Raw genomic sequence first — 15,331 nt, 5'->3', positions numbered from 1 at the left:
CGGGCTCTCCAGATCAAAAAACAGACGAGCAAAGCGACGTTCGTCCAGCAACGTTACCCAAGGACCTGGGCGGGCGTATGGGGCAACATCGATCGCGAGTTCCGCACGCAAAGGAGAGCACTTAATGTGCTCTCCGTCTTGCGCAGGACTGCCCGAGCAGGCGATGTTGCCCCATACGCCCTCCCAGGTCCGCCGGGATTACGACAGCTTGACGATCGGTGCAAAACCTTTCATGAGCTTTTTAGTCTGGCCGGTTTTTTCGAATTGAACCTCGATCATGTCTCCGGCGACCGAGATCACGGTACCGGTGCCAAAGGTCTTGTGGCTCACGGTATCGCCCGCGGCAAAGTCCTGCGACGCGCTGGCGCGATCGACCTTGCGCTCCACCGTCGGCGACACCTTGGACGACGGCTTTTTAGCTCGCGGCGCGCCCGAACCAAAGGTCGAGGCAACGCGACCGGCGTCGGGCGACACCCCGCGATGGCGCTCGGTCCCATAGCTGCTTCCGCCAAAGAAATCGTCAAAGCTCGATCCACCGCGCGAACCGGACCCGCCGGTTGAGCGCGTATGCGAGCCAAACACCTTGCCGCCGTACATATCCGAGCCCATGCCCGAGCCAAAGGTGCCGTGACGGTCGCCGCGCTTCTCCCAGCCCGTGCCCTCAAAACCGGCAGAACCGATACCGCTAAACTCGATATCCTCAAACGGAATCTCGTTGAGGAAGCGAGAGCGCGGGTTGGCAGAGGTCGAGCCGTAGGTGCGACGCGTGGCCGCATAGGTCAGGAACAGGCGCTTACGGGCACGCGTGATGGCAACGTAGGCCAGGCGACGCTCCTCCTCGAGCTTGCCCGGGTCATCGCTGCCGCCAAAGTCGTGCACGTGCGGGAAGATGCCCTCCTCCATGCCGGCCACGAACACCGCCGGGAACTCCAGGCCCTTGGCGGAGTGGATGGTCATCATGGTAATGGCATGCGTCTCGCCGGCCAGGGAATCCAGGTCGGAGCGCAGGGCCAGCCACTCCATGAGTGCCGGCAGTGCCTTACAGGTGAGCGGACCGTAGGTGCGCTCGATCTCGTCGGCATGCACGGCGCCCGCCGGTAGCTCTGTTGGCACGGCATACGCGTTGCCCGCGATGGCGGCGGCCAGGGCATCCTGCGGCGAGAGCGCCGGGGCGGCTAGGCTATCGAGCGGATTGGAGCCCGCGGCGTCACGAGCGCCGACAAGTGCCTCAAACGAGGATGCCGGAGCGGACGGCCCCGGCTCGGACGCGGGCGCACTCACCACGACGGACTCGGACTCGGCGACGGACGGCACGTCGGCAACACCGGCCGCGCGCAGCTCTTCTAGACTCTCGAGCGTACCCTCGATATCCTCGTGCGTCTCCTCAAATTCGGCGGCGACGCCCAGGAATTCCTGGATGTTCTCGGCGCGGCTCTCGGACTCCATGGTGCCCTCGGCGCGAAACGCCTGCAGCAGGCCCGTCTTATCGACAATCATCTCGACGACGTCCTTGAGCTCGCCGTCCATGCGGCGGCCCTCGCGCACCAGCGCCACAAAACTCGACAGGCCGTTGCGCACCTTGGCACTAAACATGCCCGTCTCGGCTGTTGCGATCTCGCAGGCCTGGAAGAACGAGCAGCGGTTGTCGCGCGCCAGCTGCTCGATCTTTTGGATCGAGGTGGAGCCGATGCCGCGGCGCGGCGTGTTGATGACGCGCTTGACGCTCATCTCGTCGGCCGGGTTCACGATCATCTTGAGATAGGCCATGACGTCGCGAATCTCGGCGCGGTCGAAGAATCGCGTGCCGCCGACGATCTTGTAGGGCACGCCCGCGCGCAGGAACATATCTTCGAGGATACGCGACTGGGCGTTGGTGCGGTAGAACACGGCGATATCGTCGTAGCTCGTACCCTTGGCATGCAGCTTTTCGATCTCGCCGGCAATCCAGCGACCTTCGTCGCGCTCGTCGCTTGCCTGGAAAGCCTGAATCTTCTCGCCATCGCCCTCGGCCGTAAACAGGCGCTTGTCCTTGCGCTGCGAGTTGTGGCGAACAACGGCATTGGCGGCGCTCAGGATGTGACCCGTGGAGCGATAGTTCTGCTCCAACTTGACGGTCTTGCAGTTTTTAAAGTCCTGCTCAAAGTCCAGGATGTTGGTGATGTCGGCGCCACGCCAGCTATAAATGGACTGGTCGTCGTCGCCCACGACCATGAGGTTTTGGTACTTGGCGGCCAGCAGGTTGGCGATTTCGTACTGGACGTGGTTGGTGTCCTGATATTCGTCGACGCTAATGTAGCGGAAGCGCTCTTGGTACTTGTCGAGCACCTCGGGGCGGGTGCGCAGTAGCTCGAGCGTGCGCACGAGCAGGTCGTCGAAGTCCATCGCGTTGGCGGCGCGCAGGCGGCGCTCCAGCTCCAGGTAGACTTGCGCGGCCTTTTTGTCGTTGGGGCTATCGGCGCTCTTGAGCATGTCCTCGGGCCCGATCATGGCGTTTTTAGCAGAGCTGATCTTGCTGCGGATCATGTTGATGGGGAACTGCTTTTGCTCGATGCCGAGCGCCTGCATAATGTCGCGCACCATGCGCTTTGAGTCGTCGTCATCGTAGATGGTGAATTGACCGGTATAGCCCAGCAGGTCGGCGTCCTCGCGCAGCATGCGCACGCACATGGCATGGAAGGTGCACACCCACATGCCACGGGTGCCGCTTGGGATGAGTGCCGCCAGACGCTCGCGCATCTCGGCCGCAGCCTTGTTGGTAAACGTGATGGCAAGAACCTGCCAAGGCTTAACACCCAGGTCGCCGAGCATATGTGCGATGCGGAAGGTCAAGACGCGGGTCTTGCCCGAGCCGGCGCCGGCGAGCACCAGCAACGGGCCCTCGGTGGACAGGACCGCCTCGCGCTGGGCGGGATTAAGGCTGTCGATGTCGACGAGCGGCTTGGCGGGCTTGGGCGCCGGCGCGGGAGCGTCATAGATGTCGAGCGGAACGAGCTCGGGCTCCGGCGCAGCGGGGGCGGTGTATGCATCGAGCGGCACGGGTTCCGGCGCGGGCGGCACGGGTACCGCGGCGTTCTTTTCCCAGGGCAAGGGCTGGGTCATGGGCGACTCCTCATCTGACGGACGGCGCGCCTGCGGGCAGCGCCATAGTTTGAGCCGTACCAGTATACCGAGCCGCGCGGACACCGACGCAAATCACACCACGACTCCGTGCGCCACCATCGGACCCACCCCATCGCCCAAAAAAGAGGGCAGCATAGACCTTTTGGTCATGCCACCCTCTTTGAATGACAAGTTGTCGCTCTGGCCGCCGCGCAGCGTCAACCAAGTTACAGGCCGAGCATGGGCTCCAGAACGAAGAAGTATGCGAGCACTACGATGCCCAGGATGATGCGGTAGACGCCGAAGCACTTGAAGTCGTGACGGCGGACGAAGCCCATGAGCCACTTGATGGCGATGAGCGAAACCACAAAGGCCACAACGCAGCCCACGCCCAAGATGGCGATCTCGTTGGTGCCGAACGTGCCGCCCTTGATGAAGTACTTGACCAGCTTGAGCGCACTTGCGCCAAACATAACAGGAATAGCCAGGAAGAACGTGAACTTAGACGCCACCGAACGCGTACAGCCCAAAAGCAGGCCGCCGATGATGGTAGAACCGGAGCGAGACGTACCAGGCACCAGCGAAAGCACCTGGAAGCAGCCGATACCCAGCGCAGTCTTCCAGCTCAGGTCCTCGAGCGTGGCGATGGAACCAAAGTCCAGATTCTCGTCATCGTCCTCATCCTCAGCGGTAGCCGTGGCGGACGCCGCAAAGTGCGCACCGGCGGGACGTCCACCCGACACCACAGCACGCGAACCAAACGAACCGGCAACGGCCATTTCCTCGCGCTTGCTCGCGCGCCAGTTCTCTATCACGATAAACAGCACGCCGTACACAATGAGCGCCAGCGCCACGACGGGAGCGTTGTAGAAATGCTCCTCCATCCAGTCGTTGAGCGGCAGGCCGATCGCCGCCGCAGGAATGCAACCGAGCACAATCTTGCCCCACAGCACCCAGGTGTCGCGACGGCCCTCCTTGCCCTTGCTGGGCGAGAACGGGTTGAGCTCGTGGAAAAACAGCACGCAGACGGCCAGAATGGCGCCGAGCTGAATCACGACCAGGAACATATTCCAGAACGTCTCGCTCACGTTCATCTTGACGAACTCGTCCACCAAGATCATGTGACCCGTCGACGAAACGGGCAGCCATTCGGTGATGCCCTCGACCAGGCCCATGAAGGCAGATTTTAAAAGCTCGATGATATCCAAAGGGACCCCCTCGTTAGACACCCGCCGATATTGTTCTGCGGACGGTGCGGGCGATGTCCCATTATCAACCGTTGGCGGCGCGCCTGCGCCTACCCTTACCAAAAAACTCGCCCGTTCACAGAATTGCGAGCGGTCAAACCCAAATCCTTGGGTATAACTGCAACAAGATAAAGTGTCCGGCGGCCAACGCGCCCGCGCCCGCCCGATGCACGAGCCCCGCGCCCGTGCGATAGACCAAGGAGGAAACCATGAACGAGGGCTACACCAAGGTATTTGTTTCACTCGACGGTACTGAACAGCAGGATTTTGTGCTCGCACGCGCCATCAAGGTCGCCGCGAACAACGGCGCCAAGCTAATCATCGGCCACGTTATCGATTCCACGGCGCTCGAGAGCGCCGGTTCCTATCCGGTCGATCTGGTCAACGGCCTAGAGGAGGCATTTAAGAACTCCATCGCCAAGCAGCTCGAAGAGGCCAAGGCCAATCCCGATATTCCCGAGGTCGAGGTCATGATTCGCGCCGGCCGTATTCGTGAGACGCTCAAAGACGAGATGCTCGACGTGGTCAAGCCCGACCTGGTGCTCTGCGGCGCCCGCGGCCTGTCCTCGATCAAGTACGCGCTCCTGGGTTCGATTTCGACGTTCCTGCTGCGCAATACGGACTGCGACATTTTGGTCGTGAAGTAGCGTTGCTCCCACCGGCCGCGGGGCCTGCGGGGTTTCCACGGGCACGTCCTCGCCGCGTTGCGGCTGCGGGATGTGCCCTTAGGAAACCCCTCCCGGCCCCGCGGCCTTCGCAGCCTTACTTCAGCGAGTTGTCTGATAAAAGATGGCGTGCCGCCCCGTTTGGGGCGGCACGTTTTGTTTGGACTGCACGTTTTTGTTTTGGGAGATCCATTTGAGCCTCATAGTTATGTTCACGTTCGGGAACATAACGCCAGTTGCCTTAGCTAAGTTCACGTTCGGGAACATAGCCGTCCGCAGCGCAAGACGGCCCGGCTACTCAAAGTATTGGAACTTGTTCGTCGAGAAGGCGAACGTTACGACAAAGCCTTCGCCGGAGTCGGATGCCGCCGTGACGTCGATGCCCATCTTGGAGCATAGGCGCGCCACCAGGTAGAGGCCGATGCCCGTTGCGCGCTTGGTGGTGCGGCCGTTGTCGCCGGTAAAGCCCTTCTCGAACACGCGCGGCAGGTCTGCCGCACACACGCCGCAGCCGTTGTCCGCAACGGTGAGCTCGATGCGCTCGCTCGCCAGGCCCTCGTCCAGTAACGCGCCCGAAAACACGATCTTCGCGCCGTCCTCGCGCGCATATTTAATGCTGTTCTGAATGAGCTGGCCCAGGATAAACTCGAGCCATTTTTCGTCGGTAAAGACCTCGAAGTCGAGGTTCTCGCACACCGGAGCCACGTGCGCCGCAATGAGCTCGCGCGCGTTGGCCTTAATCGCACCCGTCACCAAGGTCTTAAGGTCCCAGCGGCGAATCAGGTAGTCGCGCTCCACGACTTCCGAGCGCGCGTAGTACAGCGCCTGGTCGATATAGCGTTCCACGCGAGCCAACTCGCGACCCAGGTCATCGACACGTGTTGGGTCATCTGCGCCGCCGTCGAGGTTTTCCAGAATCAGGTGAGCCGCCGCCAGGGGCAGCTTGGCCTCGTGGACCCAGCTCTCGATATAGTCGCGATAGTCTTCGGTCTGACGCCGGCCCTCGGCAACCTCGTCGCAGGCGGCTTTGCCCACCCGGCACAGGACCTCGTACTCGAGCTCGCCCTCGGCATAGGTTGGGCATTGCACCATCTCCTGCACCCATGCGGGACTCTCGAGCTCCTCTGCCGCGCGCTCCAACTGACGCAGAAAACGGCGACGGCGAGCGTACTCGATCACGATGCCGAGCATACCGAAGATAAAGGACACGCCAACCGCCACGACCACGATAGAAACGGGTGCGCCGGCGACCGTCAGCACAAAGCAGCTCAGCAGCACGCCGCACGTCCACACGGCGACGGGAAGCAGTGCATCTTTAAAGAACTTGCCAAACGACATAGCCGGCCCCTAGACCGAATAGCCTTGGCCGCGATGCGTCGTCAAATACCCCTTGATGCCGATTTTTTCGAGCGTGGTGCGCAGGCGGTTGATGTTGACGGTGAGCGTATTGTCGTCCACGAAGGCATCGGAGTCCCACAGGTCCTGCATGATGGCCGAGCGCGAGACGATCTTGCCCGCGCGGCTCAGGAGCAGCGAGAGAATGCGCAGCTCATTTTTGGTGAGCTCGGTGCTGTCGCCGGTCGCCGTGTTGGTGACCATAGAGCGGGCGAGGTCGAGCTCCAGCCCCTTGTGGACGAGCGTGCTGCGCTCGCCTGACGCCGCGGTGCGACGCAGCAGTGCGTTGATGCGCGCCACGAGCACGCGCGCGCTATAGGGCTTGGGAACAAAGTCGTCCGCGCCGAGCGTCATGGCCATGACCTCGTCGATCTCGGTCGTGCGCGAGGTGAGGACGATGATGGGGACCTCGGATTCGCGGCGAACCTCGTGGCAGATATGCTGGCCGTCCTTGACGGGAAGCGTGAGGTCGAGCAGCACCAGGTCGGGCGCGGCGGCGAGAATATCGCGCGAGACATGCTCGAACGATTCGCAGGCCTCGATTTCAAACCCGGCGCGGGCAAGGATGTCGACAAGCTCACGACGAATGGGCTCGTCGTCCTCAACGATATAGATTAGCGCCATGGATTCCGCTCCCCTCTTGGTTGTCTTGCCACCATTATGGCTGCGAAACTGCAGGTGCGCGCCACGCACGTCGCCAAGGTGACAGAACTGTTCGCGAGCGGGGGCATTTTGTCCGCCTCGCACTCGCAGCGATGGCGGGAACCAAAATGATTCTTTAATCCCCGTCCCAGAATAATCATTTAGCGGCGGGCACGGAGCTTTTCGTAGCCGTCGGCGAAGAAGGCGACCGTGGCGGCGTCGGCCTCGGCGGCGTCCGTCTCGGTTGCGGGGACCACGCCGTGCTCGTCGCTCACCAGGAACAGCGCGCCCTTAAGCTGCGCGGGAATATCTACGCGCGTGACCGGGATGCCCTTGGTCTGGGCCAGCTGCTCAATAAGGGTCGCCGTGCCGCACAGGCACTCGTCCGCCGGCGCCACAAAGGCAAGCCCCCCGTCGTTGACGGCAGCGAGCAGCTCGGGCGCCACGCCGGTTTCGTCGGCCTCGGAGCGGGCCTCGGCGGAGCGGGCACGCAGCGCCTTGGCCGACGTATCGGCGAGCGGCTCGTACTCCCCCACTGTCATGGCGGCGTTGCCGTTGATGTCGATCACCAGCATGAGCACGCCGTCGTGCGCGGTGTAATCGCCCTCGGCTAGCGACCACTCAACGTGCTGCTTGGCCCAGCTGAGCATGTTATGGGTAAGTGGCTCGCCCTGCACCAGACGCTCGGACAGCGCGCGGATGTGACGGTTGAGCATGGGCACCTTTTTGTTGGACATACGCCAACGGCAGACAAGCGCGGGCTTGTCGAGCGTGAACTTCTCGACCGCCTCCTGATTGGCGCAAAAGTCCTCGTACGCACGCTGATCCTCGGCATTGCCAAACAGCTCGGCATCATCAATCTGGGGCATGGTCATACCTTTCGTGTTAGTCATTCCGTCCTCTTATACCAAAAAGACGGCCCTCCAAACGGAGCGACCGTCTTTTGCAGAGATTATTTTAGAAGCGAGGCGGTCCAAGGGACGAGATAACATCCCATCCTCCCCAGTCAACCTAACAGGTCGACGAGGGTTGCCCAGGTGCCGCAGATTGCCGTGAAAGAGGAGCGACGCGTACTTGGGTACGCGAGCGACGAATGAGCGGCAAGGTGCGGTGGTTGGGCAAGCCGCAGCGCCACCTCCCTACTTAATGGCGGAAGTGGCGGGCACCCGTGAAAACCATCGCAATATTGTGCTCGTTGCAGGCCTGGATGCTCTCGTCATCGCGCTTGGAGCCGCCGGGCTGGATGATGCAGGTCACGCCGTGTGCGGCAAGCACGTCGACGTTGTCGCGGAACGGGAAGAACGCGTCACTTGCGCAGGCAAAGCCGCCCTTCTCCACGCCTTCGCGCTCGCAAAAGTCCTCGGCGCGTTCGCAGGCGAGCAGTGCGGAGTCAACGCGGTTGGGCTGACCCGGGCCCATGCCAATGCCGGCCTTGCCCTTGGAGACCAGGATGGCGTTGGACTTAACGCCCTTGCAGACCTTCCAGGCAAACTCGAGCTCGGCCATCTCAGCGTCGGTGGGCTTGCGGTCGGTGGGGAACGTAAAGGTCGCGGGATCCTCGGTCACGTGGTCGACCTCCTGCACCAGCATGCCGCCGTCGATGGAACGCAGCTCCACCTGGGCACCGTGGTCCACGCCGCCGGTAGCCAGCACGCGCAGGTTGGGGCGCTTGGCCATGCGCTCGAGCGCCCCATCGGTGTAGCTCGGGGCGATGATGACCTCGACGAACTGCTTGTTCTGGTCGGCGAAGTGCTCAACCAGCTCAAAGGGAACCTCGCGGTTGCAGGCGATGATGCCGCCGAAGGCGCTCTTGGGATCGCAGGCGAAAGCGCGGTCGTAGGCGGCCGTGATGTCCTCGGCAACGGCGGAACCGCAGGGGTTCTGATGCTTGAGGATCACGCAGGCCGGCTCGTCGAACTCGCGGACCAGGTTCCAGGCGGCATCGGCGTCCAGATAGTTGTTGTAGCTGAGCGGCTTGCCCTGGATCTGCTCGGAGCCCACAAGCGGGAACTGAGAGCTCGCGGTGTTCTCGCAGCCCTCGGCAAAGCGGTAGACCGTAGCCTTTTGCTGAGGATTCTCACCATAGCGCAGGTCGTCGACCTTCTCCAGCGAGATCTCGAGCTTGGCAGAGGTGTCCGCCACGTCGCTTGCCTGAGCGGCAAGCCAACGGGAGATAGCCGTGTCGTAGGCGGCGGTAGTCTGGTAGACCTTCACCTGCAGGCGGCGACGGGTGGAAAGCGTGGTGCAGCCACCGGTCTCGCGCATCTCGGCCAGGACGGCATCATAGTCGGCCGGGTCGGAGATGACGGTAACGCTCGCGGCGTTCTTGGCGGCAGAGCGCAGCATGGAGGGACCACCGATGTCGATGTGCTCGATGGCATCCGCAAAGGTGACCTCGGGGTTGGCGACGGTCTTCTCGAACTCGTACAGGTTGACGACGACCAGGTCGATTAGCTTAATGCCGTGCTGAGCGGCTTCCTGCATGTGCTGCTCGGAATCGCGACGGGCCAGCAGCGCGCCGTGAACCTTGGGATGCAGCGTCTTGACGCGGCCGTCCATCATCTCGGGATAGCCCGTGAACTCCTCGATGGGGGTTACGGGAACGCCCGCGTCCTCGATGGCACGAGCCGTGCCGCCCGTAGAGATGATCTCGACGCCAAAGTCATCGACCAGCGTCCGTGCGAAATCGACGACACCCGTCTTATCGGTAACCGAGATCAACGCGCGTGCGATCTTCACATCAGATCCCATGCAGTCCTCCTGTCTGGTACGCCGCCGTGCTCTGTGAGTCGGTGATACGTCGATCTGCAGCGCTCGCGCAGCGGCATTGAAAATACTGATTCAATGTAGCGCATCGAGCGCGACGTTGCATCCCGCAACGCACGGCTGTGCAGAAAAAGTTTGCGAGCGGGGGGATGGGCACGGCACCGGGCACGGTGAGTTCATGGAACACAGGGGCACCATAATTAGATGCCAATGGCGTGGTAGAACTGTGCTCGATATGCATCCGCAAAAGAAAGAGGCACCATGGTCTCGCGGGTTCTCTACCGACCGTTTGATACCGAAGACTTCGACGCCATCGCGCTGATTCTGCAGCAGCTTTGGCATAACAATTCGGATAACGATGAGTACAACCGCCTCGAGGCCGCGTGCGACCTTGCCTACTGCCTTTCGTCGTCGACGTTTTCGCAGGTTGCGGTGATTGACGGTCAGGCGCGTGGCATTTCGCTCGCGCGTGCGGGACAGAGCTCCGGCGCCGTTAAGGAACACTGGATGGATACCGAACGCGCGCTGCTATCGCAGATGCGTGAGCTGGAGCCCGATGCCTGCGCCGAGTATCTCTCGTTTGTACGCGCAACCATCCGAACCAACAACCGTCTGCTCGAGAGCAGCCCGTTGCCGCACGACAACGAGGTCACGCTGCTTGCCGTGGATCGCGATGTCCATGGCCTGGGCGTTGGCACGGTTCTGCTCGATGCCGCAGTCTCGCACCTGTCCTCGCGCGGGGCGACAAGGGCACACTTGTACACCGACTCTAACTGCTCGTGGAAGTTCTACGAGCTGCACGGCTTTAAGCGCACGGCCACGCACCGCGCCAACCGCGAAGAGCGTCGTCACGACATGCCGCGTGAAAGCTTTCTCTACGAACTCGACCTAACAGCCTAGCCCAAGCAGCCACACCTAGTCATTTAAGTCTGTCCCCAATGAGTGGCCTAGGGGGTTTGTAGATAGCCCTGGTCAAAAAACATCAAATATGAGTACTGTTACCTTTTTAGTAGCAGCGATTTGGGACATTTTTGGTGCTTGTAGGCATGACGACCAGCTGCATGAGCTGACGTAGCTCCCCAAATGTTCAATAAAATGGGCTCCTAACGAGAAGTACTCTCATTAGGAGCCCATTTTTTAGTACAATCAAATGTGACAATCTAGGCAGCAGTACTCATATTTGGCATTTTTTGTCCACTGCCCCTTGCGCGAAGGTCCGCAGCGGAAAGTTTGGCCCGTTTCGATGCCCAAAAATGGGATGAATCTTCCCTGGCAACCGCCCAGAAAGATCCACCCCAAAGCAAGCGCTCGCTAGAACGTTCCGCCGCCGCCTCCGCCGACGCCGCCACCGCCGCCACCGGAAAAGCCGCCACCGCTGCCGCCGCTCGAGCTATCGGAACTCGAAGCCAGCTCGCGGATGGTCTCGTGATACACATCGTTGAACGAATCGAGCGGAGACTCGTTGCCGTAGTGATGGTAATACCACCAGTAGCAGGGGTAGTTGTCGTAGAAATCGTCGCTGTTGCGCAAATCCGCAGGCACGGCCTCGGCCAGCTGTCGCAGCACTTCTTTCGAAACGCCCAGGGCAACGCCCATCACCAGCAGTTTGTTCCACAAGATCAGGTCGCTGGGAATGGCCTCCTTCAGGCGCGTAAAGTCCTCAAGCCAATGCTTGAGCGCTTTACAGCGAGCCGCCACCTCGGCGCCCTCCGGCGTGTAGCGACGGAAGGTGCAGCTCAGGACAAAGCCCACGATCGTGACGGGGATCGAGATCATAGCGGCACCGACGTTGGCGTCCGCAAAGTCGGTATAGAACAGAGAGCCCAGAATGCCAAAGACAATGATGATGCCGAGAACCAGGCCGGCCACCATCGCGATAGTGCCATCCGATGCGATAAGCTCGCGCGCCTCCAGCTTGCCCTTAACCGTGCTCTGATAGTCCTCGAGCTTGTCGCCAACAGATGTGGTGCGCTCGCTAGCGTACTCCTCCAGCTCGCTAAACGTGCGCGAACGGACTCCGTCCTTATCGGGCTTAACGCCGGCGAAGAAGACCTTGAGCACATCGCGATCGATGCCATCCTTCTTGGCAGCCTTCCAGGCCTCGTCGGTCACCGTGATGCGATACGTCTGCTCCTCTTTTTCGCGACGGAGCAGACCCTTCTTCTTGGCCTCGGTCGCTTCTTCCAGCTTGATCACGCGGTCGTCGGTCAGCTTCATCAGCGTGGCGATATATGCCTGATCGGGCACGTTGTTCCAGCTCATAAGAGCTGCAAGCACCGCGGGATGGTCGGCGGAGGGCACATCGCGGAAGTACTCGTCTTGGAAGAGCGGCTTGGGCTTGGGCCTGCGTAGCTTGAGCATCACGATCACACCGGTATAGGCAACCGCCACAACAACACACACCACGGCAATCGCGCTGGCAACCGCACGCGCGTGCTCACGGCGGGCGTTAGCTTCGTCGGCCCATTCCTTCTCTTCGCTCAGGATCGTTGACATGCGCTCTTCGCCCGAGGCGGCAAGCTGCGGCACCCAGTCGCTGGGGAAGGCGATGCGTGCCTCGGCGAATTCGCCCTCATGCACGCAGGGAATGGTATAGGTGACCATGGGCTCGTCCTCATCGAGCGACACGTCGCCCGTCAGCGGACCGTGGCCCCATGCGCGGAAGTTATCGCCCTTGACGGCAGCCGTCCCGGCAGCGGCATTTGCGAAATACACTTCCATCTCGACGTCATCGGAATCCGCCGACCAGCCGTCACCCACAAATTTCCAGTAAAGCTCGGCGGTATCGGCCCAGTTCATAACCGCACCGGTCATGGAATAACTCACGTAGTAGATTGCGCTGTCGCCGCTCTCGTGGGGGCTGAACACCTTAATCTTTACGCCGTCGTCGGTCTGTTCCACCGTGTAAACGCCAGAGTCGCCCTTGTTCGCGCTATCGACTTTGTTAAACGCGGTGTCCTCTTCCTCGACACTCAGCACGTCGACGCCCGCCGTGCCGCCCTGCTGGTTGGAGCCCGTATTGATCTCCCAAAACACGCCGTTGATGTCGTCGTCGAAATCAAACTGGCGTCCCTCGACAACGGTCAGCGATCCATCGGCCTCGACCGTGGCACTGATGTAGGTTTGGGTCATGGAATACCCGTCGGCACGTGCAACGGCGGGCAACAGCAGCAGCGCGCACGCGACGAGCGCGCAAATGGAAGCAAATCGCGCAAACGGGCAGCGCTGCCGACAGGTCTTGGCAACGGGGGCGTTCATAGGCACATCCTTTGTCTGTGATACCAGTAGCGTCATTGTCCCACGTTTGCGGGTTCATGTGACGAACATCTAGGTCAGCGGAGTATCAAACGGGACGAAAGTCACGCCCGCGGCCGGCACCTGGGGACGTTCCTTATCTGCCGGCAATCTGGGACACTCCTTGGCATAGCCCGCTCCGGCAATAGATACCACTTCATAGCTCCATCACAGGTGTAGCGGCTTTGTGTGGGCGCGGCATGCGCTGATTGAGCCGCCAGTTGAGGGGCATAAAGCAGTTGAGCGAAAACGGTTTGCCCCTTTGCCGTCCGCTCGAGGATCATGTCCCCCTTTTCCGCGGAAACCCCGGCAGTTGCGAAGAGCTGCCGGGGTTTCTGTCGTTTGAGGGCTAAATTGATTGACGACGATTAAGGTGCCGAGCCGGTGGTCCGGCACGCGCAACGCGCGGCCTCAGCAACTTGCAGGCCACGGCAGCGTCTCCCCCACCGCGCCCCGCGCTATACTCGTCCGCATGGACATCAACGCACGCAACATAGCAACACCCGCCGCCGACGCGCCAACGACGCCGGCCGCTCCCGCGCCCGTCGTGGGGCGCTTCGCCCCGTCGCCCTCGGGCCGTATGCACTTGGGCAACGTGTTCAGCTGCCTGTGCGCATGGCTTTCGGCCCGCAGCCAGGACGGCAGCATCGTGTTACGCATTGAGGACCTGGACGATCGCTGCAAGCGCCCGGAATTTGCCGCCCAATTGATTGACGACCTGGCCTGGCTAGGGCTGGAGTGGGACGAAGGCCCCTACTACCAGCACGACCGCCTGGACCTGTACGAGAGCGCCTTGCGCCGGCTGAAAGACGCCGGCCTCACCTATCCCTGCTTTTGCACACGCGCCGAGCTCCACGCCGCGAGTGCACCGCACGCGAGCGACGGCACGCCCATCTACCGTGGTGTCTGCCGAAGTCTTTCGGCCGAGGAGGTGGCCCGCCGCAGCGCCCTGCGCGCCCCGGCCACACGTCTGTGCGTGCCCACCGTCGACGACCTCGCAGACGACGTGATCGAATTTGTGGACCGCACGTACGGGGCCCAATGCGAGGCGCTCGCCACCGAGTGCGGCGACTTTTTGGTCCGCCGCAGCGACGGCGTGTTTGCCTATCAGCTAGCCGTGGTGGTCGACGACGCCGCCATGGGCGTCACCGAGGTCGTGCGCGGATGCGACCTGCTGGGGTCCACGCCGCGCCAGATCTATCTGCAGCACCTGTTGGGACTGCCCACGCCGCACTACGCACATATTCCGCTGCTCATGGCACCGGACGGCCGCCGCCTTTCCAAACGAGATCGCGATCTGGACCTGGGCGAACTCCGCGCCCGCTTTGGCACGCCCGAAGCGCTGCTGGGCTGGCTCGCCGGGCAAACGGGCATCGCGCCGGACACCACGCCGCGCTCTGCCGAGCGGCTGGTCGAGCACTTTAGCTGGGATGTTATCCGCGCGCACCGAGAGAACATCACTGTAACGGCCGAGTAGCCAAATACGCCCCACCCCTACGCAACATCCCAAGGCTGGAGTTCGTCGCCCAGGCGAACGATGCAGTCGTAGAGCACGGTATGGCGCTCGGTCGGGTTGGCATCCCGATGAAAATGCCCGTAGTACCAGCGCTTGTAGTTCAAGCGATCCTCCAGCTCATCGAAAAACGCCGTGAGCCGATCGACTTCGGGGTAATTCCAGCCGGGTGCAGGATAAAGCGTGGGCGAGAGCATGCGCGTGGAGCAGGTGTGGGTGACCACGTAGTCGACCTTCCAGCCCACGCTATCGAGCCTTGCCCGTGCTTCCTCAAAGTTGCGCTCACCGGCAGCTCCTGCGGCCACCAGCTGGAATACGGCACGCGGTATTCCTTGTCCACGCTCGTGGCGCCGCCCATGGTAAAGACCGTTGAGCCGTCGAGCTCAAAAACCTCGCCGCGCGTCAGGCGCCGTATGGGCGAAGTATCCGACAGGCGCTGCGTCAGCCCACCGTGCCACAGCTCCATGGGGCGCCCCGCCCAGTGATCGAAGCGTTCATGGTTGCCGTCGACGAACAGCACGGTATAGGGGCGCGACTCGAGCCAGGCGATATCGGCGCATTCCTCGGCAGAAAAATCCCACGGAAAGCCAAAGTCGCCCGCGATGATGAGATAGTCGTCACTCGTCAGGCTATCCCCAAGCTCCCAGTCGCGCAGCTTTTGCATGTCAAGGCCGCCGTGAATATCGCCCGTCACATAGACCGTCATCGGA

At 61.8% G+C, this 15,331-nt stretch carries 12 protein-coding genes; 3 read left to right on the top strand and 9 right to left on the bottom strand.

Annotated features, from left to right (window positions below):
- Positions 1-198 precede the first annotated feature (198 nt).
- Together DXD48_RS09050 and DXD48_RS09045 are read right to left on the bottom strand one after the other, a co-directional pair.
- Entirely contained in the window at positions 199-3,099 is a 2,901-nt protein-coding gene (locus DXD48_RS09050; RefSeq protein ID WP_117564918.1) for an ATP-dependent helicase, read from the bottom strand.
- 227 nt (positions 3,100-3,326) lie between these two features.
- Positions 3,327-4,307 carry an undecaprenyl-diphosphate phosphatase gene (locus DXD48_RS09045; protein ID WP_117564917.1) on the bottom strand — a complete coding sequence of 327 codons (981 nt, stop codon included), beginning with the start codon at positions 4,305-4,307 and terminating at the stop codon, positions 3,327-3,329.
- A 248-nt stretch (positions 4,308-4,555) separates the two neighbouring features.
- On the opposite strand from DXD48_RS09045, the gene DXD48_RS09040 reads away from it, so the two are divergent.
- Positions 4,556-4,993, top strand: coding sequence for a universal stress protein (locus DXD48_RS09040; RefSeq protein ID WP_006235921.1), 438 nt, complete (start codon positions 4,556-4,558; stop codon positions 4,991-4,993).
- A 312-nt stretch (positions 4,994-5,305) separates the two neighbouring features.
- Here the strand turns inward: DXD48_RS09040 and DXD48_RS09035 are convergent, their stop codons facing one another.
- The 4 genes from DXD48_RS09035 to purH form a co-directional block, all read right to left on the bottom strand.
- Complete coding sequence (locus DXD48_RS09035) at positions 5,306-6,349, bottom strand: sensor histidine kinase (protein ID WP_117564916.1); 1,044 nt, start codon at positions 6,347-6,349, stop codon at positions 5,306-5,308.
- A gap of 9 nt (positions 6,350-6,358) precedes the next feature.
- Positions 6,359-7,030 carry a response regulator transcription factor gene (locus tag DXD48_RS09030; protein WP_117564915.1) on the bottom strand — a complete coding sequence of 224 codons (672 nt, stop codon included), beginning with the start codon at positions 7,028-7,030 and terminating at the stop codon, positions 6,359-6,361.
- A 179-nt stretch (positions 7,031-7,209) separates the two neighbouring features.
- Positions 7,210-7,941, bottom strand: a complete 732-nt coding sequence (locus tag DXD48_RS09025; protein WP_117564914.1) for a hypothetical protein — start codon at positions 7,939-7,941, stop codon at positions 7,210-7,212.
- Between the two features lie 250 nt (positions 7,942-8,191).
- Positions 8,192-9,799, bottom strand: coding sequence for a bifunctional phosphoribosylaminoimidazolecarboxamide formyltransferase/IMP cyclohydrolase (purH, locus tag DXD48_RS09020; RefSeq protein ID WP_117564913.1), 1,608 nt, complete (start codon positions 9,797-9,799; stop codon positions 8,192-8,194).
- A gap of 276 nt (positions 9,800-10,075) precedes the next feature.
- On the opposite strand from purH, the gene DXD48_RS09015 reads away from it, so the two are divergent.
- Complete coding sequence (locus DXD48_RS09015; protein WP_117564912.1) at positions 10,076-10,714, top strand: GNAT family N-acetyltransferase; 639 nt, start codon at positions 10,076-10,078, stop codon at positions 10,712-10,714.
- A gap of 411 nt (positions 10,715-11,125) precedes the next feature.
- Here DXD48_RS09015 and DXD48_RS10135 read toward each other — a convergent pair whose 3' ends face one another.
- Positions 11,126-13,072 (bottom strand): DUF2207 domain-containing protein, encoded by a 1,947-nt coding sequence (locus DXD48_RS10135; protein WP_158548974.1) that lies wholly within the window; start codon positions 13,070-13,072, stop codon positions 11,126-11,128.
- A gap of 508 nt (positions 13,073-13,580) precedes the next feature.
- On the opposite strand from DXD48_RS10135, the gene gluQRS reads away from it, so the two are divergent.
- Positions 13,581-14,585 carry a tRNA glutamyl-Q(34) synthetase GluQRS gene (gene gluQRS, locus DXD48_RS09005; RefSeq protein ID WP_271728931.1) on the top strand — a complete coding sequence of 335 codons (1,005 nt, stop codon included), beginning with the start codon at positions 13,581-13,583 and terminating at the stop codon, positions 14,583-14,585.
- Positions 14,586-14,602: 17 nt separating this feature from the next.
- Here the strand turns inward: gluQRS and DXD48_RS10335 are convergent, their stop codons facing one another.
- The gene (locus DXD48_RS10335; protein ID WP_255413215.1) at positions 14,603-14,728 is read right to left on the bottom strand and encodes a hypothetical protein; all 126 of its coding nucleotides are present in this window, start codon (positions 14,726-14,728) and stop codon (positions 14,603-14,605) included.
- The gene (locus DXD48_RS09000; protein ID WP_233514983.1) at positions 14,725-15,327 is read right to left on the bottom strand and encodes a metallophosphoesterase; all 603 of its coding nucleotides are present in this window, start codon (positions 15,325-15,327) and stop codon (positions 14,725-14,727) included. The genes DXD48_RS10335 and DXD48_RS09000 overlap by 4 nt, the downstream gene beginning before the upstream one ends.
- Between the last annotated feature and the right edge of the window lie 4 nt (positions 15,328-15,331).

The organism is Collinsella sp. TM05-37, assembly GCF_003436455.1.
Taxonomy (GTDB): Bacteria; Actinomycetota; Coriobacteriia; order Coriobacteriales; family Coriobacteriaceae; genus Collinsella.
Note: the sequence above shows the minus strand (reverse complement) of the source record. Positions and strands in the feature narration are given on the sequence as shown.